The sequence below is a fragment of the Streptomyces sp. NPDC040589 genome, from assembly GCF_055594445.1.
Genome location: NZ_JBVIWP010000003.1, coordinates 1041783 through 1066117, shown reverse-complemented (window position 1 = coordinate 1066117; position 24335 = coordinate 1041783). Strand labels below are relative to the sequence as shown.

The following is a 24335-nucleotide window of genomic DNA, read 5'->3' as shown; positions in this document are numbered from 1 at the left end:
AAGGCGGGTCGGGAATGACGGCGGACACGGTGCGGTGGGGCATCCTGGCGACCGGTGGGATCGCGGCCGCGTTCACGGCGGATCTGATCGACCTGCCGGACGCGGAGGTCGTGGCGGTGGCGTCGCGGTCCGAAGAGTCGGCGAAGGCGTTCGCGGAGCGGTTCGGGATACCCCGTGCGTACGGCGACTGGAACGCGCTCGCGCGGGACGAGGACATCGATGTCGTCTACGTGGCCACGCCGCACACGGCGCACCGGACCGCCGCCGGTCTGTGCCTGGCGGCCGGGCGGAACGTGCTGTGCGAGAAGCCGTTCACGCTGAACGTCGGCGAGGCGGCGGAACTCGTCGCGCTGGCGCGGGAGCACGGGCGCTTCCTGATGGAGGCGATGTGGATGTACTGCAATCCGCTGGTGCGGCGGCTGAAGTCGCTGGTGGACGACGGTGCCATCGGCGAAGTGCGCAGCGTCCAGGCCGATTTCGGGCTGGCCGGCCCGTTCCCGCCCTCGCACCGGCTGCGGAACCCGGAGCTGGGCGGGGGCGCGCTGCTCGATCTCGGCGTGTATCCGGTGTCGTTCGCTCAGCTGCTGCTCGGGGAGCCGTCGGACATCGCGGCGCGAGCGGTGCTCTCGGAGGAGGGCGTCGACCTCCAGACGGGTGCCCTGCTGTCCTGGGAGAGCGGCGCTCTCGGCTCGGTGCACTGCTCCATCGTCGGCGGTACGGCGACCTCCGCCTCGGTCACCGGCTCACGGGGCCGGATCGACGTCCCGGGCGGGTTCTTCTTCCCGGACCGTTTCGTGCTGCACCGGGACGGCCGTGACGCCGAGGAGTTCACGGCCGATCCGGCGGACGGGCCCCGCAACAGCCTGCGCCACGAGGCCGCCGAGGTGATGCGCGCCGTGCGCGCCGGCGAGACCGAGTCGCCGCTCGTCCCGCTCGACGGCACGCTCGCCGTGATGCGGACGCTCGACGCGATCCGGGACCGCGTCGGCGTCCGCTACCCCGGGGAGACGGGCGAGCCGCGCCTCACGCCGGCTTGAGCCCCTGCTCCCCCACCTCCGTCACGAAGGACGCGGCCGTCGTGACGAGCGCCCCCTTCGTGGTCACGTACGGCACGGTCTTGAAATCGGCCCGCGCCGACTCCCGCCCCAGCGCGACCGTCACATAGCCGCGCCGTCCGTTGAAGAACTTCAGGTGCGGGTTGGCGCCCATGTAGGTGTCCCAGGTCGGGGGCTTCTCGGCGCCGTCCCGGCCGCTGGAGATCGAGGTCGCCACGATCTCCGTGCCGAGCGTGGCCGAGGACTGGTCGGCGAAGTCGTCCTTGATGTCGAAGGCGTACGCCGAGTGGACGTCGCCGCTGAGCACCATCAGGTTCTCGACGCCGGCGGCCTTCGCCCCGTCGAGGACGCGCCGGCGTGAGGCGCTGTAGCCGTCCCAGGCGTCCATCGACACTCGTGACGGGGTGGTCGCGTCCATGTGCCGCCGGGCGAACATGACCTGCTGCGGTACGACGTTCCACAGCGCCCGCGAGGAGCGCCAGCCGTCGAGCAGCCAGCGTTCCTGCGTCGCGCCGGTCATGGTGCGCGCCGGGTCGTCGGACTCGGGTCCCGGGACGTGCGCCCGGTCGCCGTAGGCCTGGTCGGAGCGGTACTGGCGGGTGTCCAGGACATCGAACTGGGCGAGCCGGCCCCAGGTCAGGCGGCGGTAGAGCCGCATGTCCGGTCCGGCGGGGCGCTGCGGGCTGCGCAGCGGCTGGTTCTCCCAGTAGGCGCGGTAGGCGGCGGCGCGGCGCAGCAGGAACTCCTCCGGCGGGACGTCGTTCTCGGGGATCTCGTCGGCGTAGTTGTTCTCGGTCTCGTGGTCGTCCCAGGTGACGACGAAGGGGTGCGCGGCGTGTGCGGCGCTCAGGTCGGGGTCGGACTTGTAGAGGGCGTACCGCAGGCGGTAGTCGTCCAGGGTCAGCGTCTCGCGGTTGAAGAGATCGGGCAGGGTGCGGTCGGTGTACTTGCGCTGCCCGCCGGCGGAGTCGACGGCGTACTCGTAGAGGTAGTCGCCGAGGTGGAAGACGAGGTCGACGTCGTCGGCGGCGAGATGGGCGTACGGCGTGTAGTAGCCGTCGTGGTAGGCCTGGCAGGAGACGGCGGCGAGGGTGAGCTCCGAGACGCGGCTGCCGGGGTCCGGGGCGGTGCGGGTGCGGCCGGCCGGGCTGACCCAACGGCCGACGCGGAAGCGGTAGTAGTAGACGCGGCCTGCTTCCAGGTCGCCCGCCTCGACGTGGACGGTGTGGTGGAACTCGGGGTGCGCGGTGACGGTGCCGCGCCGGGCGATGCGCCGGAACCGCTCGTCGTGGGCCAGCTCCCACTGGACGGTGACGCGCTCGGCGGGCAGTCCGCTGTCGGCCTGGAACGGGGCGGGCGCGAGGCGGGTCCAAAGGATCACGGAGCCGGGCAGCGGGTCACCGGAGCCGACGCCCAGTGTGAACGGGTTCTCGGTGATCCGCGCGGCGTCGAGTTCGGCGGCGGCCGCGACTCCGGCCGAGGGCAGATTGGTCGCGAAGGCCAGCGCGGCGGCGGCCCCGGTGGTGGTGAGGAAGCCGCGTCGGCCGATGTGCCGGGCGGCCGCGCGGAGTTCGGGGGCGTGCTGGGACGGGCGTGCTGCGGGTGTCATCCGGTCCTCCCCTGGCGAATGGCTGCACAGGGCATTGGAGTGGCCGGGGTCGACACCCGGACGACGTGTACACCGCACGCACGTGACGGACGGATGAGTTCCGCATGGCGGGGCCTCCCGTACGCTGCGGGCCCATGAATGCCAAGGAAAATGCGGTCGCGGTGGTGACCGGGGCGGGTTCCGGTATCGGCCGGGCGGTGGCCGTGGAACTGCTCCGCGCGGGCTGGTCGGTGGCGCTGGCGGGCCGGCGCGTCGAGACACTGGAGGAGACGGCGGCCCTGGCGCCCGAGGGCGCGGCTCTCGCCGTACGGACGGACGTCTCACGCCCCGAGGACGTGTCCGCCCTCTTCACCGACACCGTCAGGCGCTTCGGGCGGGTCGACCTGCTGTTCAACAACGCGGGCACGTTCGGGCCGGGCGGCGTACCGGTCGAGGAGCTGCCCTACGACGCGTGGCGGCATGTGGTGGACACCAACCTCAACGGGGCGTTCCTGTGCGCGCAGGCGGCGTACCGGCAGATGAAGGAGCAGGACCCGCGGGGCGGGCGGATCATCAACAACGGGTCCATCTCGGCGCACACGCCCCGGCCGCACTCGGTGGCCTACACCGCGACCAAGCACGCGCTGACCGGCCTGACCAAGGCGCTGTCGCTGGACGGGCGGCCGTACGGGATCGCGGTGGGGCAGATCGACATCGGCAACGCGGCGACCGACATGACGTCCCGTATGCGGACGGGAGCGCTCCAGGCGAACGGGGAGGTGGCTCCGGAACCGGTGATGGACGTCGCCGATGTGGCCCGCACGGTGCGGCACATGGCGGAGCTGCCGCTGGAGGCGAACGTGCAGTTCGCGACCGTCCTCGCCACGGCGATGCCGTACATCGGGCGCGGCTGAGCGCCGGACCCGCGGTCGTCAACTCGTCAACCTGCACAATCGGAATTGCAACGTCCGCGCTATTGCGGCCGGTCGGGCGCTTATGCTCAACTCTCCTACACCAAAGCTTCACAGTTGGAGCAAAGAGTTTCCATCGGCCACCTTCTGGGGGGAGGCGGCAGTCGTTCCACGGTCCGGGTGGGGGTGGACCCCGCGAGGGACCGCGGGGTACGCACCGGTGCGTGGAACGACTGCCGCACAGCTCGACGACGGTTACCGCACGAGCAGCCGGTCGATCTGGGCCAGTTGCTCGCCGGTCAGTGCTCCCTTCGCCATCGCACCCGCGTTCTCCTCCGCCTGCGCGACCGAGCGGAAGCCCGGGATGGGGACGGTGGCGGGGCTGCGGGCCCACAGCCAGGCCAGGGCGCCCTGGGCCAGGGTCCGGCCCTCGCTGGTGAGGATGGAGCGGACGGCCTCGACGCGGGCGAGCCACTCGGGGTCGGCGCCTGATCCGTCACCGAACCCCTGGAGCCAGGCCGGCGGCCTGCTGCGGATGTCCCCGCTCTCCAGCGGCTGACGGGCCCGGCGTTTCCCGGTGAGCAGCCCCATGGCGAGCGGACTGCGGTTGATACTGGCCAGGCCCGCCTCCTCGCACAGCCGAAGCATCTCGGGCGCGTCCTGGAGGATGTTGAGGGCGTGCTGGACGGCGGCGCAGTGCGGGCCCTCGGCGAACACCGCGGCGCGGGCGGGGTCGTCGGTGCTCCAGGCGTAGGCGCGGATCAGCCCTTCGCGCACCAGTTCCTCGCAGGTGTCGCGGAGCCGGGCGGCCTGCTCGGGGTCCGCGTCCCCGATGTGGAACTGGTACAGGTCCACATGGTCCGTGCCGAGGCGGCGCAGGGACGCGGTCAGCGCGCGGCGCAGGTGTTCCGGGGAGTCGTCGCTGCCGTCGGCGGTCCGCGTCCGCTCGTCGAAGAGATAGCCCCACTTGGTGGCGACGACCACGTCGGCCCTGCGCTTGCCGAGGGCCCGGCCCAGCACACGTTCGCTGTGCCCGGTGCCGTAGTTGTCGGACGTGTCGAAGAAGGTGACACCCAGGTCGAGGGCGTGTCGCACCGCCCGTACGGACTCCTCGTCATCGACCTTGCCCCAGCCGAACGGCTGCCCGTCGGGCCCTTGCCACTCCCCGCCGATCGCCCAGCAGCCGAAGCCCAGGGCGCTCACCTCGATGCCGCTGCGTCCCAGTGTGCGTGTGGTGTCCATGCCCGGGGACGCTATGAGTTGGAGCCCACGCGAAGACAAGACCCCGGGGTACGGGCTTTACGGGTCTTTCAGGCCTGCCCGGTCTCGAAGCGGGAGATCCTGCCGTCGTCGTCGACCGTGAAGCTCCACCGGGTGCGCATCTCGCCCCAGGTGTCGTTGTTGTAGTGGGCGACGAGGGAGCGGCCGTCGTTGGACTCGCTGTCGACCTGCATATGGCCGTGGGACAGGAAGATCTCCCGGTCCACCCAGTCGGCGAGGTCGCGGTCGGAGCCGTCGTCCGCCATGGTCGCGCCCGGCGCGAGGAGCTCCATGAAGCTCTCGCGGTCGTGGTTGTTCACGGCGGTCACGAAGGCGCGGACGGCCGGGTCACTGAGGCGCGTGATCTGAATCGTCATGCCAGTCAGCCTCGTACCGGTCGGCGGACCCCGCCACCCGTGCCACCCGAACGGCGTCCCGGGCGGCTCCGCCGGGTGTCGCGGAAGGTCAGGGGTGCGACGGTGGAAGCACGACGAGGAACACCCCTTCGCTGTGCCGTCCGCTCCGGGAGACGACGTGAGCCGTTACGACCGACGTGATCTGGGCCTGCTGCTGCTCCGGCTGGGGACGGGGGGTGTGCTGGCGGCCCACGGCACGCAGAAGCTGTTCGGCTGGTTCGGCGGGGGCGGCATCGAGGGCACCGGGCAGTTCATGGAGTCCGTGGGCTACGTCCCGGGCAAGGTGAGCGCGACGGCCGCGGGCCTCGCGGAGACCGGCGGCGGCACGCTGCTGGCCCTGGGCCTGGCCACTCCGGCGGCCGGTGCCGCGGCGGTCGGTGCGATGGCCGGGGCGGCCGCGGTGCACACGCCGAACGGGTTCTTCAACCAGGGCGGCGGCTACGAGTACGCGGCGACGCTGGGCCTGACGGCCGCCGGCCTGGCCGTCACCGGCCCGGGACGGCTCTCCCTGGACCATCTGCTCGGGCACGCGGTGAACCGGGGCTGGATGATTCCGGCGGCGTTCGCCGCGACGGCGGCCGGGACCGTGCTGGTCGTGGGGGCGCGCACCAGGCGGCTGCGGAAGGCGAGGGAAGGCGAGCAGGACCCGCTGTTCGACGAGGAGTACCTGGAGTAGGGCGGCGGACCGGGCGTTGTCAGACCCTCGTGGCAGGCTGCCGCCCATGAACGATCAGACAGCGCCCGGACCCGATCTGTGGGCCGCCATCGACGCCCTGTGGGAGTGGCTCGACACCAACCGCCCCGTCGAGGGCCGCGAGGGCGTGCTCCTGCGCATCCTGAAGCTGTCCGAGGAGGTCGGGGAGGTCGCCGAGGCGGTGATCGGCGCGACCGGCCAGAACCCGCGCAAGGGCGTGACCCACGGCTGGGACGACGTCCGGTCGGAACTGTGCGACGTGGTGATCACGGCCCTGGTGGCCCTGCGGACCCTGAGTCCGGACGCGCGCGAGGTGTTCGCCCGGCATCTGGAGCGGGTGACGCAGCGGTCGCTCGCCTCGCCGGGCTGATGACCCGATACTCCACAACACCCCGCCCCCGCCGCTTCGTCGGGCTACGCTTCGAACGAATATGCCGAGCGGCCGAATCCTGGCCCTGCCGGGTTGAGGAGTTTGGTGACGGGGGTGCACTTAAGGTTCCGGTCCCTGGTGGTCGCACACGCCGTGTCGGCCTACGGGACCTACCTGAATCTGATCGCGCTCAGCCTGTTCTCGTACGAGGTCACCGGTAGCGCCCTGGGCGTGGGCGCGGTGATGGCGGTGCGGCTGCTGTCCGGTGTCACGGCCGGTCTCACCGCCGGTGCCGTGACCGCGAGGCTCACACGCCGGACCGTCATGGTGGCGACGGACCTCGCCCAGACCCTCGCCATGGTGGTGCTCGCCCTCGGGGCGTCGCGCACGCCCCTGTGGGTGCTGCTCGGGGCGGTGGTCGTGCTGGGCGCGGGGAACACGTTCTTCAACGTCGCCCTGCGCAGCGCGGTCCCGGTCATGGTCGGGCAGGAAGAGCGCGCCCGGGCGAACGGGGTGCTGGTCACGGCCAGGTCCGTCGCCACGGTGCTGGGCTTCGCTTCGGCGGCGCCGGTCATCTCGCTCGGCGGTTTCGGTGTCGCGTTCGGGGTCAACGCGGCGAGCTTCGCGGTGTCCGCCGCCGCGGTGCTGCTGCTCCGGCCGCGTACGGACAGTGACGGCGAGAGCGACACCGGCGGCGACGCGGGCGCCACGGAAGACGGCGGGGACGGGTCCTCGCCGGGGCGTGGCGGGCGGCTGCGGCGCCGAGTGGCGGGCCTCGCGGGCCCGTTGCTCGCCCTGATCGCGCTGCGGGGGCTCGACGCGCTGGCGTCCGCGTCGCACAACGTCGCCCTGCCGCTGGCGGCGCACGCGGCCGAGCCGTCCGACCCGGCGGTGTTCATGGCCCGGTTCTGGGCGGCGTGGGCGGTGGGCACCCTGCTCGCCCACCAGGTCCTCAAACGCCGGTCGCACGGGACGTCCTGGGGCGAGCGCGCGTTCGCCGTCGGCACCTGCGCGATGTCGTTGTGCTTCGTGGCCGCGTTCACCGGACCGCCCGCCCCGGCCCTGATCGCGGCGGCCGTGGCGGCCGGGTTCGCGGACGGCTGGACCGAGATCGTCTACACCTCGCGCCTCCAGGCGGCCCCCGACCGGCAGCGCGGCCGGCTGTTCGGACTGTCCGCCACCGCCGAGCAGTCCGGGTTCGCCCTGGGCACGATCGCCGCCGCGGCCGCGCTCGAGGCCCTGCCCGCGCTCGCCGTCGTGGGTGTCTTCCACGGGGCGGCGGCGTGCGGGGCGCTGATTCTGCTGCTGCTCACCGTCCGGCGGCGCGACGCGCGTAGAGACCGGGGCCCCTCAGACCGTTCGTCCACCAGCGGGGAATCGGACCGTTCGTCCACCAGCGGGGAAAAGGGAGAGGACACGCATGGAACGTCTACGGGGGCACGCCCTCTGCCGGGGCCCTGAGCCCGAGCGCACCGAGGCCGATCCGGTCGACGCCGTGCGGGCGCTGCTGAGCGCCGCCCGGTCCGCCTCCGGCGGGGCCGTCGTCACCGTCGCCGCCGACGGCACGACCACCTCACGGTCGTATCCCGAACTGCTGGACGCGGCCCGCCGTATGCTCGCCGGCCTGCGGGCCCACGGGCTGCGGCGCGGCGACACGGTGGTGCTGTGCGGGCTGCCGCTCGCCGAGTTCTTCCCCGCCTTCTGGGCCTGTGTGCTCGGCGGCGCCCTGCCGGTGGCCATCGCCGAGCATCCCGCGCCGGGCTCCCCGGCCTTCGAACGGCTGCGGGAGGCCTGCGCGTTACTCGACCGGCCCCTGGTCCTGACCGACGCGCCCGGCGCCGCCGCGCTCGCCCACGCCACGCCCGCGCCGCGCGTCGCCCTCGCCGGGGACTGCCTGAACGCGTCGGCCGGGGACGCCGACGACGACCACGTCACGCCGGACCCGTCCGACACCGCCCTGCTGATGCTGTCCTCGGGCAGCACCGGCGTACCGAAGGCGGCCCGGTTGACGCACGCCGGGCTCGCCGACTTCGCGGCGAGCAGCCGGCGGATCCTCGACGTCCGCCCGGACGACACCATGGTGAACTGGCTGCCGGTCGACCACAGCGGCGCCTTCCTGCTCTATCACCTGCTCGCGGTCTTCACCGGCTGCACCAACGTCCACGCGCCCACCGAGCATGTGCTCGCCGACCCGCTGCGCTGGCTCGACCTCCTCCACGAACACCGGGCACGGCACAGCTGGGCGCCCACGTTCGCCTACCGGCTGGTCGCGGACGCGCTCGCCGAGCGGCCCGACGGCCACTGGGACCTGGGCGGTCTCAAGTCGCTGCTGTGCGGGGGCGAGCGGGTCGTGCTGCCGGTGCTGCGCCGCTTCCTCGACGCGACGGCCCCGTACGGGGTGCGCGAGGAGCACCTCACCCCGGCGTGGGGCATGGCGGAGACGGTCACGGCCGTCACCTACGGCCGGCTCGACCGGCCCGGGACCGTGCACCGCCTGCTCAAGAGCAGCCTGGGCGGGGACCTGGTCCCGGCGGGTGCGGACGCCCCGGACGCCGACTGCGTCACCTTCGTCGCCTCCGGCTCGCCCGCGCACGGCGTCACCCTGCGGGTCGTCGACGACCAGGGCGACCTCGCCCCGCCGGGCCGGATCGGGCGGCTCCAGGTCCACTCCCCCGCGCGGCTCACCCCCGGCTACGTCGACAACCCCGAGGCGGACGCCGCGGCCTACCCCGCCGGGCGGGACTGGCTGGACACGGGCGATCTGGCCTTCCTCGACTCCGGCCAGGTCGTCATCACGGGCCGGCGCAAGGACCTGATCATCCTCAACGGCCACAACGTGTACTGCCACGAGGTGGAGGAGACCGCCACCGCCGTCGACGGTGTCCGGCAGGGCGAGATCGCCGCGTGCGGCATCCCGCATCCGGAGCGGGGCACGGAGGAACTCGCGGTGTTCTTCGTCAGCCGCGGCGCCCCCGAGGACACCCGGATCGCCACGGAGCTGAAGGCGGCGCTGTTCACCCGCCTCAGGCTCACCGCCGCGTACGTCCTGCCCGTCCCGGCGGGCGAGTTCCCGCGCACGCCGGCGGGCAAGGTGCGCCGCGCGGAACTCCAGAGCAGATTGATCGACGGTGGCTTCGGCGACACGGCTGCCCCGGACGCCCGGCCGGACGCGGACACCGTGACCCGAGCCGTCCGGGAGGAACTGGGCGCCCTGCTGGGCCGCCCGGTCGACGTGGACGTGCCGTTCTACGAACTCGGCCTGACCTCCGTCCTGCTGGTGCGCCTGCGGAACCGGCTGGCGGAACGTCTCGGCATGCCGATCGCGCAGACCGCGTTCTTCGAGCATCCGACGGTCACGGCGCTCGCCGCGCATCTCACGAGCGGGCCGGCGGACAAGACGGGGCCCGAGACGGTCACCGACAAGGGCACCTCCCCCGAACGACGGGTCGCCGTCATCGGACTGGCGCTGCGCTTCCCCGGCGCGAACACGGCGGAGGAGTTCTGGGGCAATCTGCGGGACGGTGTGGACAGCGTCCGGGTCTTCGGCGAGCCGCAGCTCACTGCCTCCGGCCACGTGCCCACGCCCTCCGGCCATGTGCCCGTCGCCGGAGTCCTCGACGGCCTCGAGGAGTTCGACACGGACTTCTTCGGGCTGAGCCCCAAGGAGGCCGGGCTCACGCATCCCGCGCACCGGCTGTTCCTGGAGTGCTGCCACCAGGCGCTGGAGGACGGCGGCCACGCGGCGACCGCGCCGGGTGTCAGGGTCGGGGTGTTCGCCGGGTCGGGCATGAACCTCTACGACCACCAGCAGCCGTCCGCCACCGGCTCGCCGTACGACCCTGCCGACCCGGCCGCCGGCATGCAGACGGCCATCGGGCAGGAGCCGGACTTCCTCGCCACCCGGGTCGCGTACCGGCTCGGTCTCACCGGCCCGGCGATCGGTGTGCAGACGGCCTGTTCCACGTCGCTGGTCGCGGTGCACCTGGCGGTCCAGGCGCTGCTGACCGGTGACACGGACCTGGCGCTGGCGGGTGCCGCGGCCGTGCATCTGCCCCAGGAGAGCGGCTATCACAGCCACCCCGGGTCGATCCTGTCCCCCACCGGACGGTGCCGTGCCTTCGACGCGGAGGCCGACGGCACGGTCGGCGGCAACGGCGTGGCCGCCGTCCTGCTCAAGCGCCTCGACCGGGCGCTGGCCGACGGCGACACCGTGCACGCGGTGATCCTGGGGTCCGCGGTCAACAACGACGGCGCCGCCAAGGTCGGCTTCAGCGCCCCCGGAGTCGAGGGACAGGCCGACGTCGTACGGCAGGCCCTGCGCAGGGCCGGCGTACCCGCGGGGACGATCTCGTACGTGGAGGCGCACGGCACGGGAACGCGGCTCGGCGACCCGGTGGAACTCACGGCGCTGGCACGGGTGCTGGGCGAGGACGCGGGGCGCTCGGGCCGTTCCGGCGGTTGCGTCGTCGGCTCGGTGAAGCCCAACATCGGGCACCTCGACAGCTGCGCCGGAATGGCCGGGCTCATCAAGACGGTCCTGATGCTGCGCCACCGCACCCTGGTACCGACACCGCATCTGAACCGGCCCAACCCGGAACTCCCCTTGGCAGAAGGCCTGTTGACGCTGGCCCTGGAGCTGCGACCCTGGGCGGTTCCGGACGGGGTGCCCCGCCGGGCCGGGGTGAGCGCGCTCGGCGTCGGCGGCACCAACGCCCATGTGGTGCTGGAGGAGGCCCCGCCCGCTCGTCCTCGTTCCGCTGAGGAACGGCCCGTCCTGGTCCCCGTGTCGGCTCGCGACACCGAGGCCCTCGCCGAGCTCACCGCCGGGCTCCGCGACCGGCTGCTGGCCCGGCCCGACCTCCCGGCCGCCGACGTGGCCGCCACCCTGGCCCTCGGCAGGCCGCACCGCACGGCACGTACCGCCGTGGTCGGCCGCACGGCCGGCGAACTCGCCCGCGCGCTGGAGGAGGACCACCGCGCCCGCGCGCTGGAGGGAGACCACCGCCCCGAGGCCTCCCCTCCGGGCCCGGTCGCCTTCGCCTTCCCGGGCCAGGGCAGCGCCCGCCACGGCATGGCGAGCGGCCTCTACTCCACGCACCCGGCCGCACGGGCGACGCTCGACCGGTGCGAGAAGCTCTACGCCGGGGAGTTCGGCGGCAGCCTGCTGGAACCGCTCCTGGCCGCCCCCGGTCCCGCCGGTTCCTCTGTGGAAGACGGCACCTGGCCCACCGAGACCGCGCAGGCCGCCCTCTTCGCCCATCAGGCGGCGCTGGCGGACGCCTGGCGGGCTGCCGGTATACGCCCCGGGCTCCTGCTCGGCCACAGCGTCGGCGAGTACGCCGCCCTGTACGCGGCCGGCGCCCTGACCCTGGAGGACGGGCTGCGGCTCACCGCCTGGCGCGGGCGCCTCATGCAGGCCCGCTGTCCGGCCGGGGGCATGCTCGCCGTCCGGGCCGACCAGGCCACCGCCCGACGTGTCGCGGACGCCGCCGGTGCGGAACTCGCCGCGGTCAACGGCCCGCGCGCCCAGGTGCTCTCGGGCCCGCCGGGGGCCCTGAAGGAGGCGGCACGGCTGCTCGACCTGGACGGCCTGAGCTGGCGTGCGCTGCCGGTCGACCGGGCGTTCCACTCCGCGGACGTCGACAGCGCGCTGGACGAGTTCCGGACCCGGGCGCGCGAGGTGACGTACCGGCCGCTGCACACCCCCTTGGTGACCACGGCCGACGGCGAGCCGCGCCCAGCGGGCTGGACGGTCGACGTGGACTACCTCTGCCGGCAGGCCCGGCAGCCGGTCCGCTTCGACCTCGCCATGGACACGGCCGTCGAGCAGGGCTTCCGGGACTTCGTGGAGACCGGCTCCGGGCGGACCCTCACCGGGCTCGGCCGGCACTGCGTTCCCGACAGCCGCTGGCTGAACGGACAGGGCGAAGGGGACGGGGCCGCCGAGCAGGCCCACGGGTTCCTGACAGCGCTCGGCTCGCTGTACCGCAGGGGTGCCGACCTGGACTGGCGGACGCTCATCGGCGACGACGGGGGCCGGGTTCCGCTCCCCGGGCATCCCCTGCGCCGGAGCAGGGTGCCGTACCGAACCGGGACGCCAGGGGCGGCACCGGAGCGGCCGGAACCGCGCGCTGATGAAGTCGTGGATGAGATCAGGCAGTTGACGGCGGACAAGCTGGGCCGCCCGACCGCCGACGTCACCCCCGACAGCTCCTTCTTCGAACTCGGCGCCGACTCGCTCTCCCTGATGGGCATGACGACCGAGCTGGAACAGCGGTACGGCGTCCGTGTCCCGGTCCGCGAGGTGTTCGACTCGGCCGACACACCGCGCCGACTGGCCGAACGGGTCGCGGGACTGCGACGGGTCGCGCGACTGCGGGGCGACGACGCGCCGGTGGTCGCGCCGGTGGTGCGGGGCGACGACGCGCCGGCGGTCGCGCCGGTGGTGCGGGAGCCCGTGGCCGAGGACCCACCGGCGGCGCCCGCCGCTCCCCAGGAGGCGTCCCCGGATCTCCACGCCCTGTTCGGTCAGCAGCTCCGGCTGGCGGAGCAACTGGTAGGCCAGGTCGGCGACATGATTTCCCGTCAGCTGGACGTACTCGCGACAGCGTCCGGCACCACGACGGCACCGCTCACTCCCGAATTGGTGCCGACGCGCCTCGTTCCCGAGCCCACGCCCTCGGGAGCCGTCGACTTCAGCCTCTACTTCTTCGGCGACTACCCCCAGCACACCGACCACGACAAATACGGCCTGATCATGGCCGCCGGCGACTTCGCCGACCAGCACGGCTTCCACGCCCTGTGGTTCCCCGAACGGCACTTCAACTCCTTCGGCGCGCTCTTCCCCAACCCCTCCGTCCTGGCCGCGGCCCTCGCCGCCCGGACCAGCCGGGTCCGGCTGCACGCCGGTTCCGTGGTGCTGCCGCTGCACCATCCCGCCCGGGTCGCCGAGGAGTGGTCGGTCGTCGACAACATCTCCGGCGGCCGGGCGGGCCTGTGTTTCGCGAGCGGCTGGCACGCCACCGACTTCGCGCTCGCCCCGCAGCACTTCGGCCGGCACCGTGACGTGATGTACGAGCATCTGACGGCCGTACGGGACCTGTGGTCGGGGCAGGCGCTGAAGACGACGGCGGGCGACGGCACCCCGGTGGAGATCCGCCTGCACCCGCGCCCCGTACAGGAACGGCCGCCGATGTACGTGGCCGTCGTCGGGAACCCGGACAGCTACCGCCGGGCGGCCGCCGAGGACCTCGGCGTGGTCACCAATCTGATGACGCAGACGGTGGAGCAACTGGCCGAGAACATCGCGCTGTACCGGCGCTGCCGAGCCGAGCACGGTCTGGACCCGGCGGCGGGGCGGGTCGTGGTGCTCGTGCACACGTACCTGGAGGACGACGCGGAGCGGGCGCGGGCCGAGGCGTACCGGCCGTTCCTGTCGTATCTGCGCTCTTCCCTCTCCCTCTTCGACCAGGTCACCAACAGTCTCGGCTTCCAGGTGGACCTGGAGAACACCCCCGAGGAGGACGTGGAGTTCCTCCTCGGGCGCGCCTATGAGCGCTACTGCGACTCCCGCGCGCTGATCGGCGACGAGCACACGGCGGCGGAGACCGTAGCGCGGCTGCTGGCCGCCGGAGCGGACGAGATCGCCTGCTTCGTGGACTTCGGCGTACCGAAGGAGAAGGTGCTGGCGGCGCTGCCGGTGCTGGACCGGGTGAGGCGGACCACGCCCGGAACGGCGGCGCGGGCCCTGCCCGAGCCCCGCCATACGCCGCCCCGCACCCCCCTCACCCCCGCCCAGCGCCGCATCTGGTTCCTGGAGCAACTGCACCCGGGCACCGCCATGTACCACGAGCCCAAGGCGATCCGGCTGAACGGCCCCCTGGACGTACCGGCGCTGCGCTGGGCGCTGGACCGCGTCGCGGACCGGCACCCGGCGCTGCGCACGGTCTTCGGTGACACGGCCGGTGTCCCCTACCAGGAGATACGCGACCGTATGCCGCTCGACTGCCCGGTGGAGGACCACACGGGGTCGACGGAGGAGGAGGTCCTACGGGCGCTGCTCGCGGCAGACCACGGACTGGACCTCGCCTCGGGCCCGCTGGTCGCGGCCCGCCTGCTCCGGCTGTCTCCGGACCACCACCTGCTCTTCCTCATGGCGCACCACATCGTCTTCGACTCGTCGTCCACGGCCGTCCTGGCCCGCGACCTGGCCGCGCACTACCGCGCCCGGCGGGGCGGGGGTTCCGTACCACCGCCTCTGTCCGAACTGCCGACGGTCGCCGAGCCGGACCCCGCGTCCCTCGGCTTCTGGCGGCAACGACTCGGCGACGCACCGGAGCTGACACTCCCCACCGATCGCCCCCGCCCGGCGGTCAGATCGGGCGCGGGCGCGAGCCTCACCCACGCCCTCGACGCCGAACTGACCGGCGGCCTGCGGGCGTTCGCGGCCCGCCACCGCGCCACTCTCTTCATGACGCTGACCGGCGCGATCGGCGCGGTCCTGGGCCGGTTCAGCGGGCAGCGGGACGTGGTGATCGGTACCGCGGTCGCCGCGCGTCCCGCCGGCGCCGAGGACCAGGTGGGCCTGTTCCTCGACACCGTGCCGCTGCGCCTGGACCTCACCGGCGACCCGGACTTCCCGGCCCTGCTGCACCGGGTCCGCGAGAGCAGCACCTCGGCATTCGAACACCGGGGCGTCCCCTTCGACGAGCTGGTGGGCGCGCTCAACCCGCGTCGCGACCCGGGCCGCAATCCGCTGTTCCAGGTGATGGTGGAGTACGAGAACGAGGGCGAGGCCCCGTTCGACCCGCCGAGTCTGACGGCCACCCTGCTCGACGTGCCGAGCGCCCGTGCCCCGTTCGACCTCAGCGTCTATCTCACCCATCACGCGGGCGGCGTCCGGTTCATGGTCGAGTACGACACCGCCCTGTTCGACGAGACCACGGTGCGCCGTTTCGTGGACTACGTCGAACAGGTGCTGCGCCGCGCCCTGGCCGCCCCCGACGCGCCCCTCCCCGAACTGACCGCCCTCACCGCCGCCGACCGCGAGTCCCTGGCCCGCTGGGAGCACCCGGCCGGCGTGGACGACGCGGCGTCCCCCGGCACCCTGCACGGCCTGTTCGAGCGGCAGGCCCGCCGCACCCCGGACGCCGTGGCGCTGATCAGCGGGGAACAGCGGCTCTCCTACGCGAATCTGGACGCGGCTGCCGACCGCCTCGCCCGGCAGCTCCGGACCCGGGGCGCGGCACGCGGGGAACGGGTGGCGGTGCTCCTGCCGCGCGGCCCGCACCTGATCACGGCCCTTCTCGCGGTGCTCAAGAGCGGGGCGGCCTACCTCCCCCTCGACCCGTCCCTGCCCACCCCCCGGCTCGCACTGCTGCTCGCCGACACCACACCCGTCCTCCTGCTCACCTCCGACACCGCCCTCACCGCGCACCCGGAGCTGGCGGCCGGGCTGCCCGTCCAGCGGGTGGAACAGGTGGACGACGCCCTCCCCACCGGCCCCGTGCCGGAGGGAGCCCGCCCGGAGGACCCGGCGTACTGCATCCACACCTCGGGCTCGACCGGCCGCCCGAAGGGCGTCGTCGTACCCCACCGGGGCCCGGCGAACCTGGTCCAGGGCCATCTGAGCCGCCACCCGGCCCTCCGCACCCTGCAATGGACGTCACCGGCGTTCGACGTCAGCGTCCAGGAGATCTTCACGACGCTGGCCTCGGGAGCCGCGCTGGTCCTCGTCGACGACGCCGTACGGCACGACCCGGCGGCGGTGGCCGAGGCGGTGCGCCGCCACGAGGTGCAGCGGATGTTCATGCCCTGCACCCCGCTGAAGTACCTGATGGAGACCGCTCCCCAACTGCCGTCCCTGCGCGAGCTGTTCTCGGCCGGCGAGGCGCTCCAGCTCACGGCCGCCTTCCGGCGCTTCCTCGCGTCGCACCCGCGCTGCGCGCTGTACAACCAGTACGGCCCCACGGAGACCTCGGTCATCGTCACCTCGCACCGCGTCGACCCGGACGGCGAGGAGTGGCCGCCGATCGGCACCCCGGTGCCGGGAGCACGCGTCCTGCTGCTGGACGGCACGGGCCGGCAGGTCCCGGTCGGGGCGGTCGGCGAGATCCATGTGGGCGGGATCCCGGTGTCGTACGGCTACCACGACCGCCCCGCCGAGACCGCCGAGGCCTTCCTCGACGACGGCACGGGCGGGGTGCTGTACCGCACGGGCGACCTGGGCCGTCTGCGTACGGACGGCACCCTGGACTACCTGGGCCGGGCGGACGACCAGGTCAAGATCCGCGGCTACCGGGTCGAACCCGGCGAGATCCAGGCGGCGTTGACGGCGCTGCCGGACGTCCGGGACGCGGCGGTCCTCAGCCGCCGCGACCGTCACGGCGACACGGAACTGGTCGCGTACGTGGTCCTGGTTCAAGGGGCCTCCTGCCACTCCGTACGCACGGCTCTGGCAGCCGGACTCCCCGAGCACCTGGTGCCCCGCCGCTGGGTGCCCCTGGACCGCCTCCCGGTGAACGCCTCGGGCAAGCTGGACCGCGCGGCCCTGCCCGCGCCGGGCGACGGCTCCGACGCGACTCCGGCCGCCGTACCGGCCACGGTCCTGGAGAAGACGCTGCACGACCTGTGGTGCGAGGAACTGGACGCGGAACCGGTCCCGGTCACCACGTCGTTCTTCGAACTCGGCGGCCACTCCCTGAGCGCCATCAGGCTGCTGAACCGTATGCGGGACGAGGCCGGCGTCGACCTCACGATGGCCGACTTCTTCCTGGATCCGACCATCCGGGGCATCGCGACCCGTCCCCGTGTCGTGGACACCGCACCGATGCCGTCCACCCTGCGCCGACTGTGGCGCCGCCACCACGCGCTCACCGACCCGAGCGTCTACAACATCGCCCACCGCATGGACCTGCGCGGCGATGTGGACCCCGGCGCCCTGCACCGGGCCCTCACGGACCTGGTGGCCCGCCATCACGCGTTGCGCGGCCGCCCGGTACGCAGGCCGGACGGCCGCTACGAGGTCGAAGTCCTGGCGGAGGTCCCGGTGCCGCTGCCGCTCACCGACCTCACGAGGGCGGCAGCGGACACGGTGGACCGCTGGTGCGACGAGCAGGTGTCCACCCCCTTCGCGATGGACCGAGCCCCGCTGCACCGCTTCCGTCTGGCCAGGGTCGCCCCCGACCACTGGATCCTGGTGACGGTCTTCCACCACGCGGTCTGCGACGGCTGGTCCCTGGGCATCATCCGGCGCGACCTGGCGGATCTGTACAACGCGCGACGGGCGGGAAGGACTCCTGAACTACCCAGCGAGGTAGAGCAGTTCACCGACTTCGCCCGATCGGAACACGCCCTGCCGGACGAACGCAGGACAGCCCTGGAATGCTTCTGGCGCACGGAACTCGAAGGCGTCCCGCTGCGCCCGCCCCTCCCCTACGACCACCCGCACCCCGGCACGCTGTCCGGCCGGGGTGCCCTGCACACCTGGGTCATCGACGACGACACCCCCGCCCTCCTGGCCGACACGGCGACCCGCCTGGGCACCACCACGTACACGGTCCTCGCGGCCCTGTTCGCCAGGTGGCTGGGCGACCTGTGCGGCGAGGGGAACGACATCGTCCTGGCGGCGTCCAGTGCGAACCGCGTCCGGCGCGACCGCTCGGAGATCGTCGGCATCCTGGGCGACGCCGTACTGCTGCGGGCCCGGCTGGGCGAGGCCGAGACCTTCGGCGACCTGGTCGCGCAACTCGGCGCCTCCCTCTTCACGGCCCTCGACCATCAGGAACTCCCCCTGACGGATGTCGTGTCCCTGGTGTCACCCGACCTGAAGGGCGCCCTGTTCCCGACGGTCCTCTTCACGGTGATCACCACGGAGCCACCGGCCCTGGACCTCCAGGGCGTGTCGACGGCCGTACACGCCCTCCCCGTCCAGGGCGTGGCCCGCAACGAGCTGTACGTCGTGATCGCCCCGGAAGGCGACCGCGTCACGGTCACCTTCGAGTACTCGACGGACCTGTTCACCAGGGAGACCGTCGAGGGGTGGGCCAGGTCCTTCACCGGGTTCCTGCGGGGGTAGGCCGGGCCGTTACCGCTGCGCGGACTCCGCGTACTCCTCGTCCCGGTCGGCTGCCGCCGCCGGGTCGTCGTCGCCGGGCTTGACCGTGGCCTTGCGGCCGGGCAGCACGGCGATGACGATCATGGTGCCGGCAGCCATGATGACGGCGCCGATGAGGCTGGTCTGCGCGATGGCGTGGGCGAAGGACTCGTGGACCGCGTCGACGAGGGCCTGGGCCTGCCGGGCGCCGCCGTCGGGGGTCTTCGCGACCTGCTCGGCGACCGCGAGGCCGCCGCCCACCGAGTCCTGGGCGGTGTCCATCGCGGTGGCCGGGAGGTGGCCGCCGACCAGGTCGGTCAGCTTGTCCTTGTAGGAGGTGGCGAGGAGCGAGCCGAGGACGGCGATCCCGAGGGCGCCGCCGAGTTCCAGGGCGGTGTCGTTGGCGCCGCCGCCGACGCCCAGTTCCGACTCGGGGAAGGAGCCCATGATGGTGTCGGTGGCCGGGGACAGGCTCAGGCCGATCGCGAAGCCGAGCAGCAGCAGCGGCGCCAGGAAGTCGGTGTACGTGGAGCCCGACTCGATCCGCGTGAGCAGCAGGACGCCCACGGTGCCGAGCGCCATACCGGTCCCCACCACCAGCTTCACGCCCAGCTTCGGGGCCAGCCCGCCGGTCACCGCGGCACCGGCGAAGACGGCTCCGGCCAGCGGCAGCAGCCGTACGCCGGTCTCCAGCGCGCTGTAGCCGAGGACGAACTGCAGGAACTGGGTGGAGTAGTAGATCGAGCCGAAGGTGCCGAAGAAGAAGAACAGCACCGCGAGCATCGACCCGCTGAAGGGGCGCTCCCTGAACTTGCGCACGTCCAGCATGGGGTTGGGGTGGCGCAGCTCCCAGGCGACGAAGGCGAGCAGGCCGACGCCGGCGACCACGGCCGCGGTGATGGGGCCGGTGCCCCAGCCGAAGTGCGGGCCCTCGATGGCCGCGTAGACCAGGGAGCCGATGGAGACGATGGAGAGCAGGCCGCCGACGTAGTCGATCGCGCCCATCCGCTCCGCCTTGGACGGCGGTACGAGAAGCAGGGCGCCGACGACGCCGAGAACCGCGATGGGGACGTTGATCAGGAAGGTGGAGCCCCAGGCGTGGCTCTCCAGCAGCCAGCCCGCGGCGAGCGGCCCGGCGGCGATGGCGAGGCCCGAGGTGGCGCTCCAGGCCGTGATGGCCTTGGCCCGCTCGGCCCTGGGGAAGATCGCGACCAGCAGGGACAGGGTGGCCGGCATGACGACGGCGGCGCCTATGCCCATGATCGCGCGTGCCGTGATGACCAGGGTGGTCTCGTCGACCATGCCGCCCATCACCGAGCCGCCCGCGAAGATCAGCAGACCGAGGATCAGCGCCCCGCGGCGGCTGTACTTGTCGCCGATCGCGCCCAGGACGAGCATCAGCGCGGCGTACGGAACGGTGTAGCCGTCGACGACCCACTGCAGGTCGCTGCTGGTCAGACCCAGGTCCTTCGTCATGTCCGGCGCCGCCACGATCAGCGACGTGTTCGCCATGACGACGATCAGCAGGCTCAGGCAGAGCACCAGCAGGGCCCACCAGCGCCGTGGATAGGGGGCTGTCATCTTCTCGGCGGGTGTGTCCGCAAGCAGCGGCATCGGAGGCTCCTCGGGGGCGAAGCGACGGGGGCAGTTATTTGCCCATCGATGTGCAGACTAGTTTATTGCCCACTGGTGTGCAAATATCGAGCCGCCCTCCCCCGTCGACCGTCGCCCGGAGATCCGATCCGCCATGACCCGCCCACGCCGACCGGCCCACCCCACAAGGGCCCGCATCCTGGAAGCGGCGGGACGGGAACTGGGCCGCGACCCCGACAGCAGCCTCACGGACATCGCCGAGGCCGCCGGGGTGGTGCGCCGCACCGTCTACGCCCACTTCGCGGGCCGATCCGCACTGGTGGAAGGCCTAGCCACGGAGGCCGCGGAGGCGCTGCGCGGCGCCTTGGCAGCCGAGACGGTGGCGGCCGAGACGGTGGCAGCGGCGCCGACCCCCGGCCCCGACGACGACGCCGCCACCGCTCTACGGCGCTTCGTCCTGGCCCTCTGGCCCGTCGGCGACCGCTATCGCATCCTGCTGAGGCTCGCGCCGCAGGACCTGGGCGCGGCACGGGTCGACGAAATCCTCGCCCCCGCCCGTGACATGGCGACGGCGATCATCGAACGCGGACAGCGACAGGGCGTCTTCCGCACGGCCATCCCACCGGCCCCGCTCGCCAGAGCACTGGAGAAGCTCCTCCTGGCCCTCCTGGACTGCGTGAACGCCGGCATGTGGAGCGACGACGGCACGCGTAGCGCGAGGGCAGCGCTGATCGCCGTGGGGGCGGACGCCCCTGTGGGCCCACAGGATGAGCTCACACACAGGTCAGTGACTCACTGACCGCCCCGATCAACTGTCGGACACGTCGTCCCGCATCTCCGACGCCACGTCTCGGACGATCGTCGTAGCCGCCTCGTCCGACACCCCCGCGGCGACCAACGTGGCCACCGCCGTCCGCGTCCCGTCGTCCTCCCACGCGCCCGTGTTGACGCTCTCCAGCAGGGAGAGGGTGACGGCCTCCAGCGCGGCGCTCAGCACCGCCGCCGGCAGGTGGTCGTGGAACACACCCGCGCGCTGCCCGCGCTCCAGGATCGCGGTGACCTCGTCGCGGGCCGGGGCGAGGGTCTCGGACACCCGCTGCATGCCCAGGTCCTGGCGGGCGAGGGAGAGGAGCAGCCGGTAGCGGTCGCCGACGGGCCAGATCGACAGGACGAACCGGGCCAGGGCCCGCTCCGGCGCCTCCTCGGCGTCGGGGACCCCGGCCGCGATGCCGCGCAGGGTCTCGGACGCCTCCTCGGCGAGCGCCTCCAGCAGGGCCGCCCGCCCCGGGAAATGCCCGAAGAGCGTACGGCGGACCACCCCGGCGGCCCGTGCGATCTCCTCCAGGGTCACATCGGGGTTCCGGCCGAGCTCCTGCCGGGCGGTGGCGAGGATCCGGGCCCGGTTGGAACGGGAGTTGCGGCGCAGCGGTTCGCGGACGACGGGTTTGCTCATGGCGCTCAAGCCCCTGTCAGTCGAGGTCGGGCAGGGGTCGGCGGGCGACGTCACGGGCGTCCTCGGGCGGCACTCCCAGCATGCGCAGCAGCATCTCGGAGAGATTGGACGCGGCCTCGTCGCCGTCGAGCTCCGGCCGGGCGAACCGCAGCTCCACCAGCGCCAGCAGCGAGCCGCCCAGGGCGGTCACGGCGACGGTGGGATCGGCGATGGTGAACCGGCCGGAGGCGATACCGGCCTCCAGATCACGCACCGCGCGCGGCGCCAGGCCCGATTCCGAGTGGATGTGCCCGAGGCCGCGGTGGCGCAGCACCTGCATCAGCTCGGGCCGGGAGTCGGCCAGACGCGCACTGAGGCGGAAGCCGGTCGCGACGAGTTCCGCCGGGTCGTCGACATCCCGCAGATGCTCGTCGAAGGCCTGGCCGAGCTCTTCGAGCGCGTCCCGCACCGCAGCGTCGAACAGCTCCGTCTTCGACTCGAAGTGGTTGTAGAAGGAGCCGAAGCCGACGTCCGCGCGCTCCGCGATCAGCTGGATGCTCGCGCTGGTGTCCCCGGTCTCGGCGAGGATCTGCCGCGCCGCGCGGACAAGTGCCTGACGGGTCTCGGCGCGGCGCCGTTCGAAGCGGTTGCGGGGCGGGGCTGACGACGGCATGCGCGCGAGTCTAACAACACCCCGCAGGACGCCACAGTTCTGACGAAATCCTCAGGCTTCCTGCCGGCAGCTATTGACGATCGAAGAGTCAAAGCTGATGATTTCATCACTACGGCAATGTTGCTTGGAGGACGTCATGTCCAAGACGGCTCATCAGGACCTCCACAGCGAGCAGGGCGCCCTACGCGGCGAGCACCCCGGTCGCTCCCGGAACCCGGTGATCAAGGTGGCCGACCTGGCCTGGCTGGAGTTCGAGAAGCCCGACCTGGACCGCGCCGAGGTCTTCGCCCGGGACTTCGGCTTCGCCATCACCTCCCGCACCGAGCGGGAGCTGTGGCTGCGCGGCACCTTCGCGGGCTCACCGTGCATGGTGATCCGGCGCGGTCGTACGTCCCGCTTCATCGGCCCGGCCTTCCGCGCGGCGGAGCGGGCCGACCTGGACCGGCTGGCCCGGGCGACGGGCACGGCCGTACGGGACGCCGATGTACCCGGTGGCGGCAGGGCGGTCGAGCTGCTCGACCCCTCGGGCTTCCCCGTGCGCGTGGTGCACTGCGGCGAGGACCTGCCCGCGCTGCCCGAGCAGCGGCCGCTCCTCCTCAACTCCGGCACCGGGCACCACCGTACGAACGCCACGCAGCGGCCCCCGCGCGAACCGTCCCGGATCCAGCGGCTGGGCCATGTGGTCCTGGAGACCCGCGTGTTCACCCGCGCCCTGAACTGGTACCTGGACACGCTCGGCATGATCGTGTCCGACTTCCTCTTCCTGGACGGGCAGCGCGATCGCGGCCCGACGATGGCGTTCATCCGCTGCGACCAGGGCGGCCTGGCCGTGGACCACCACACGCTGGCGATGCATCTGGGGCCGGGCACGGGTTACGTCCACTCCGCCTACCAGGTCACCGACCTGGACTCGATCGCCGCCGGCGGCGAGTACCTGGCCGAGCGCGGCTACCGGCGCAGCTGGGGCATCGGCCGGCACATCCAGGGCAGCCAGCTCTTCGACTACTGGCGCGACCCCGACCGCTTCATGCTGGAGCACTACGCCGACGGCGACCTGTTCTCCTGCGACATCGAGCCCGGCTGGGCGCCCATGTCGACGAGCGGCCTGGCCCAGTGGGGCCCGCCGGCCACCCGCGACTTCCTCGGCGCGAGCCCCTCCCCGCAACGGGTCCGCGATGTCGTCCAGGCCCTGCGGGGCGACAACGAGCTGGACGCGGAACGTCTGCTGGGCCTGCTGAAGGCCACGAAGTCCTGAGCACCCCTCCCCCTCCGAATCCCCTCACCAAAGGCAACCGACATGAGCACCAACGTCCTGCGCACCGCCGACGGCTGGTGGGTCGCCCTCGGCGACCGCGCCCTCCCCGTCGACACCAAAGCCGTCACCACGGCCGAACTGCTGGCCGACCGGGCCGCCGTACGCGAGGCCGCCTCGAGCGGCGATGCGGGCACCCCCGTCGCCGACCTGGTGCCCCTCTCCCCGGTCACCACCCCCTGCCGCGTGGTCGCCCAGATGGTCAACTACCGCAGCCATGCCCGCGATTCGGGCTTCACCGGTGACATCCCGCCCGCCTTCTTCCGCAAGGCGTCCGGGTCGGTGAGCGGCCCGCACGACACCATCGTCCGGCCTCCGCACGTCCGGCTCCTCGACTACGAGATCGAGCTGGGCCTGGTCATGGGCACGCCCCTGCCCGTGGGCACCGTCGTCGAGGAAGGCGACCTGCCGTCGTACGTCGCCGGGCTCGTGATCACCAACGACGTCAGCGCCCGGGACGTACAGCTGACCAGGACGCAGTTCTACGAGAGCAAGTCGTACCCCACCTTCACCCCGACCGGCCCCGTCCTCTGCCTGCTGGAGCCGGAGGACTTCGCCCATCTCCTCGACCTGCGGCTGAGGTTGTCGGTGAACGGCGAACCGCGTCAGGACCGCACCCTCGCCGACATGATCGTCCGTCCGGCGCGGGCGCTCACCCTGCTGGCCCGGTTCCAGACCCTCGACCCCGGCGATCTGCTGCTGACCGGCACACCCGGCGGCACCGCCCTCAAGGCCCCGCCGAAGCCCGTCGAGAAGATCGGCGCGCTGCTGCCGCCCGAGGTGAAGTGGAAGGCGTTCTTCAAGGGCCAGGCGAAGAACCCCCGCTACCTGCGCCACGGCGATGTGGTGACCGCGACCATCGCAACGCCGGACGGGCGCATGGACCTCGGAGAGCAGCGCACACCCGTGTCCCACGCGGAATGACCGCGCGAACCGA

At 72.8% G+C, this 24335-nt stretch carries 15 protein-coding genes; 9 read left to right on the top strand and 6 right to left on the bottom strand.

Annotated features, from left to right (window positions below):
* The first annotated feature begins 14 nt into the window (after positions 1 to 14).
* The gene (locus ACZ58V_RS17230) at positions 15 to 1037 is read left to right on the top strand and encodes a Gfo/Idh/MocA family protein (RefSeq protein WP_468190783.1); all 1023 of its coding nucleotides are present in this window, start codon (positions 15 to 17) and stop codon (positions 1035 to 1037) included.
* Here ACZ58V_RS17230 and ACZ58V_RS17225 read toward each other — a convergent pair.
* Positions 1024 to 2664 carry an alkaline phosphatase D family protein gene (locus ACZ58V_RS17225; RefSeq protein WP_468190785.1) on the bottom strand — a complete coding sequence of 547 codons (1641 nt, stop codon included), beginning with the start codon at positions 2662 to 2664 and terminating at the stop codon, positions 1024 to 1026. The two genes, ACZ58V_RS17230 and ACZ58V_RS17225, sit on opposite strands and share 14 nt — an antisense overlap.
* Positions 2665 to 2798: 134 nt before the next feature.
* Between ACZ58V_RS17225 and ACZ58V_RS17220 the strand changes: the two genes are divergently transcribed.
* Positions 2799 to 3557 carry an SDR family oxidoreductase gene (locus ACZ58V_RS17220; protein WP_468190787.1) on the top strand — a complete coding sequence of 253 codons (759 nt, stop codon included), beginning with the start codon at positions 2799 to 2801 and terminating at the stop codon, positions 3555 to 3557.
* Positions 3558 to 3809: 252 nt separating this feature from the next.
* Here the strand turns inward: ACZ58V_RS17220 and ACZ58V_RS17215 are convergent, their stop codons facing one another.
* Positions 3810 to 4796 (bottom strand): aldo/keto reductase, encoded by a 987-nt coding sequence (locus tag ACZ58V_RS17215; protein WP_471290630.1) that lies wholly within the window; start codon positions 4794 to 4796, stop codon positions 3810 to 3812.
* Between the two features lie 68 nt (positions 4797 to 4864).
* Positions 4865 to 5191 (bottom strand): nuclear transport factor 2 family protein, encoded by a 327-nt coding sequence (locus ACZ58V_RS17210; protein ID WP_468190791.1) that lies wholly within the window; start codon positions 5189 to 5191, stop codon positions 4865 to 4867.
* 157 nt (positions 5192 to 5348) lie between these two features.
* Between ACZ58V_RS17210 and ACZ58V_RS17205 the strand changes: the two genes are divergently transcribed.
* The 4 genes from ACZ58V_RS17205 (at position 5349) to ACZ58V_RS17190 (ending at position 18370) form a co-directional block, all read left to right on the top strand.
* Positions 5349 to 5906 carry a DoxX family protein gene (locus ACZ58V_RS17205; RefSeq protein WP_468190793.1) on the top strand — a complete coding sequence of 186 codons (558 nt, stop codon included), beginning with the start codon at positions 5349 to 5351 and terminating at the stop codon, positions 5904 to 5906.
* Positions 5907 to 5952: 46 nt separating this feature from the next.
* Complete coding sequence (locus ACZ58V_RS17200) at positions 5953 to 6294, top strand: MazG-like family protein (RefSeq protein ID WP_471290629.1); 342 nt, start codon at positions 5953 to 5955, stop codon at positions 6292 to 6294.
* Positions 6295 to 6432: 138 nt separating this feature from the next.
* Positions 6433 to 7755 (top strand): MFS transporter, encoded by a 1323-nt coding sequence (locus ACZ58V_RS17195; protein ID WP_471290628.1) that lies wholly within the window; start codon positions 6433 to 6435, stop codon positions 7753 to 7755.
* The gene (locus ACZ58V_RS17190; RefSeq protein WP_471290627.1) at positions 7715 to 18370 is read left to right on the top strand and encodes an amino acid adenylation domain-containing protein; all 10656 of its coding nucleotides are present in this window, start codon (positions 7715 to 7717) and stop codon (positions 18368 to 18370) included. Before ACZ58V_RS17195 ends, ACZ58V_RS17190 begins: the two co-directional genes overlap by 41 nt.
* A 9-nt stretch (positions 18371 to 18379) precedes the next feature.
* Here ACZ58V_RS17190 and ACZ58V_RS17185 read toward each other — a convergent pair whose 3' ends face one another.
* The gene (locus ACZ58V_RS17185; RefSeq protein ID WP_471290626.1) at positions 18380 to 20002 is read right to left on the bottom strand and encodes an MFS transporter; all 1623 of its coding nucleotides are present in this window, start codon (positions 20000 to 20002) and stop codon (positions 18380 to 18382) included.
* Positions 20003 to 20135: 133 nt separating this feature from the next.
* Here ACZ58V_RS17185 and ACZ58V_RS17180 point away from each other — a divergent pair, with 133 nt between their 5' ends.
* Positions 20136 to 20780 (top strand): TetR/AcrR family transcriptional regulator, encoded by a 645-nt coding sequence (locus tag ACZ58V_RS17180; RefSeq protein WP_471290625.1) that lies wholly within the window; start codon positions 20136 to 20138, stop codon positions 20778 to 20780.
* Positions 20781 to 20789: 9 nt separating this feature from the next.
* On the opposite strand, the gene ACZ58V_RS17175 is transcribed toward ACZ58V_RS17180, so the two are convergent.
* Complete coding sequence (locus ACZ58V_RS17175; protein ID WP_471290624.1) at positions 20790 to 21434, bottom strand: TetR/AcrR family transcriptional regulator; 645 nt, start codon at positions 21432 to 21434, stop codon at positions 20790 to 20792.
* Between the two features lie 16 nt (positions 21435 to 21450).
* Complete coding sequence (locus tag ACZ58V_RS17170; protein ID WP_468190806.1) at positions 21451 to 22086, bottom strand: TetR/AcrR family transcriptional regulator; 636 nt, start codon at positions 22084 to 22086, stop codon at positions 21451 to 21453.
* Positions 22087 to 22222: 136 nt separating this feature from the next.
* Between ACZ58V_RS17170 and ACZ58V_RS17165 the strand changes: the two genes are divergently transcribed.
* Complete coding sequence (locus ACZ58V_RS17165; RefSeq protein ID WP_471290623.1) at positions 22223 to 23341, top strand: VOC family protein; 1119 nt, start codon at positions 22223 to 22225, stop codon at positions 23339 to 23341.
* Positions 23342 to 23383: 42 nt separating this feature from the next.
* Entirely contained in the window at positions 23384 to 24322 is a 939-nt protein-coding gene (locus ACZ58V_RS17160) for a fumarylacetoacetate hydrolase family protein (protein WP_468190810.1), read from the top strand.
* The last annotated feature ends 13 nt before the right edge of the window (positions 24323 to 24335 follow it).

Coding starts and splice junctions, on each gene's coding strand:
- ACZ58V_RS17215 (WP_471290630.1), bottom strand. CDS start 4,796: ATGGACACCACACGCACACTGGGACGCAGCGGCATCGAGGTGAGCGCC.
- ACZ58V_RS17220 (WP_468190787.1), top strand. CDS start 2,799: ATGAATGCCAAGGAAAATGCGGTCGCGGTGGTGACCGGGGCGGGTTCC.
- ACZ58V_RS17190 (WP_471290627.1), top strand. CDS start 7,715: ATGGAACGTCTACGGGGGCACGCCCTCTGCCGGGGCCCTGAGCCCGAG.
- ACZ58V_RS17180 (WP_471290625.1), top strand. CDS start 20,136: ATGACCCGCCCACGCCGACCGGCCCACCCCACAAGGGCCCGCATCCTG.
- ACZ58V_RS17225 (WP_468190785.1), bottom strand. CDS start 2,664: ATGACACCCGCAGCACGCCCGTCCCAGCACGCCCCCGAACTCCGCGCG.
- ACZ58V_RS17170 (WP_468190806.1), bottom strand. CDS start 22,086: ATGCCGTCGTCAGCCCCGCCCCGCAACCGCTTCGAACGGCGCCGCGCC.
- ACZ58V_RS17165 (WP_471290623.1), top strand. CDS start 22,223: ATGTCCAAGACGGCTCATCAGGACCTCCACAGCGAGCAGGGCGCCCTA.
- ACZ58V_RS17185 (WP_471290626.1), bottom strand. CDS start 20,002: ATGCCGCTGCTTGCGGACACACCCGCCGAGAAGATGACAGCCCCCTAT.
- ACZ58V_RS17230 (WP_468190783.1), top strand. CDS start 15: ATGACGGCGGACACGGTGCGGTGGGGCATCCTGGCGACCGGTGGGATC.
- ACZ58V_RS17160 (WP_468190810.1), top strand. CDS start 23,384: ATGAGCACCAACGTCCTGCGCACCGCCGACGGCTGGTGGGTCGCCCTC.
- ACZ58V_RS17210 (WP_468190791.1), bottom strand. CDS start 5,191: ATGACGATTCAGATCACGCGCCTCAGTGACCCGGCCGTCCGCGCCTTC.
- ACZ58V_RS17200 (WP_471290629.1), top strand. CDS start 5,953: ATGAACGATCAGACAGCGCCCGGACCCGATCTGTGGGCCGCCATCGAC.
- ACZ58V_RS17175 (WP_471290624.1), bottom strand. CDS start 21,434: ATGAGCAAACCCGTCGTCCGCGAACCGCTGCGCCGCAACTCCCGTTCC.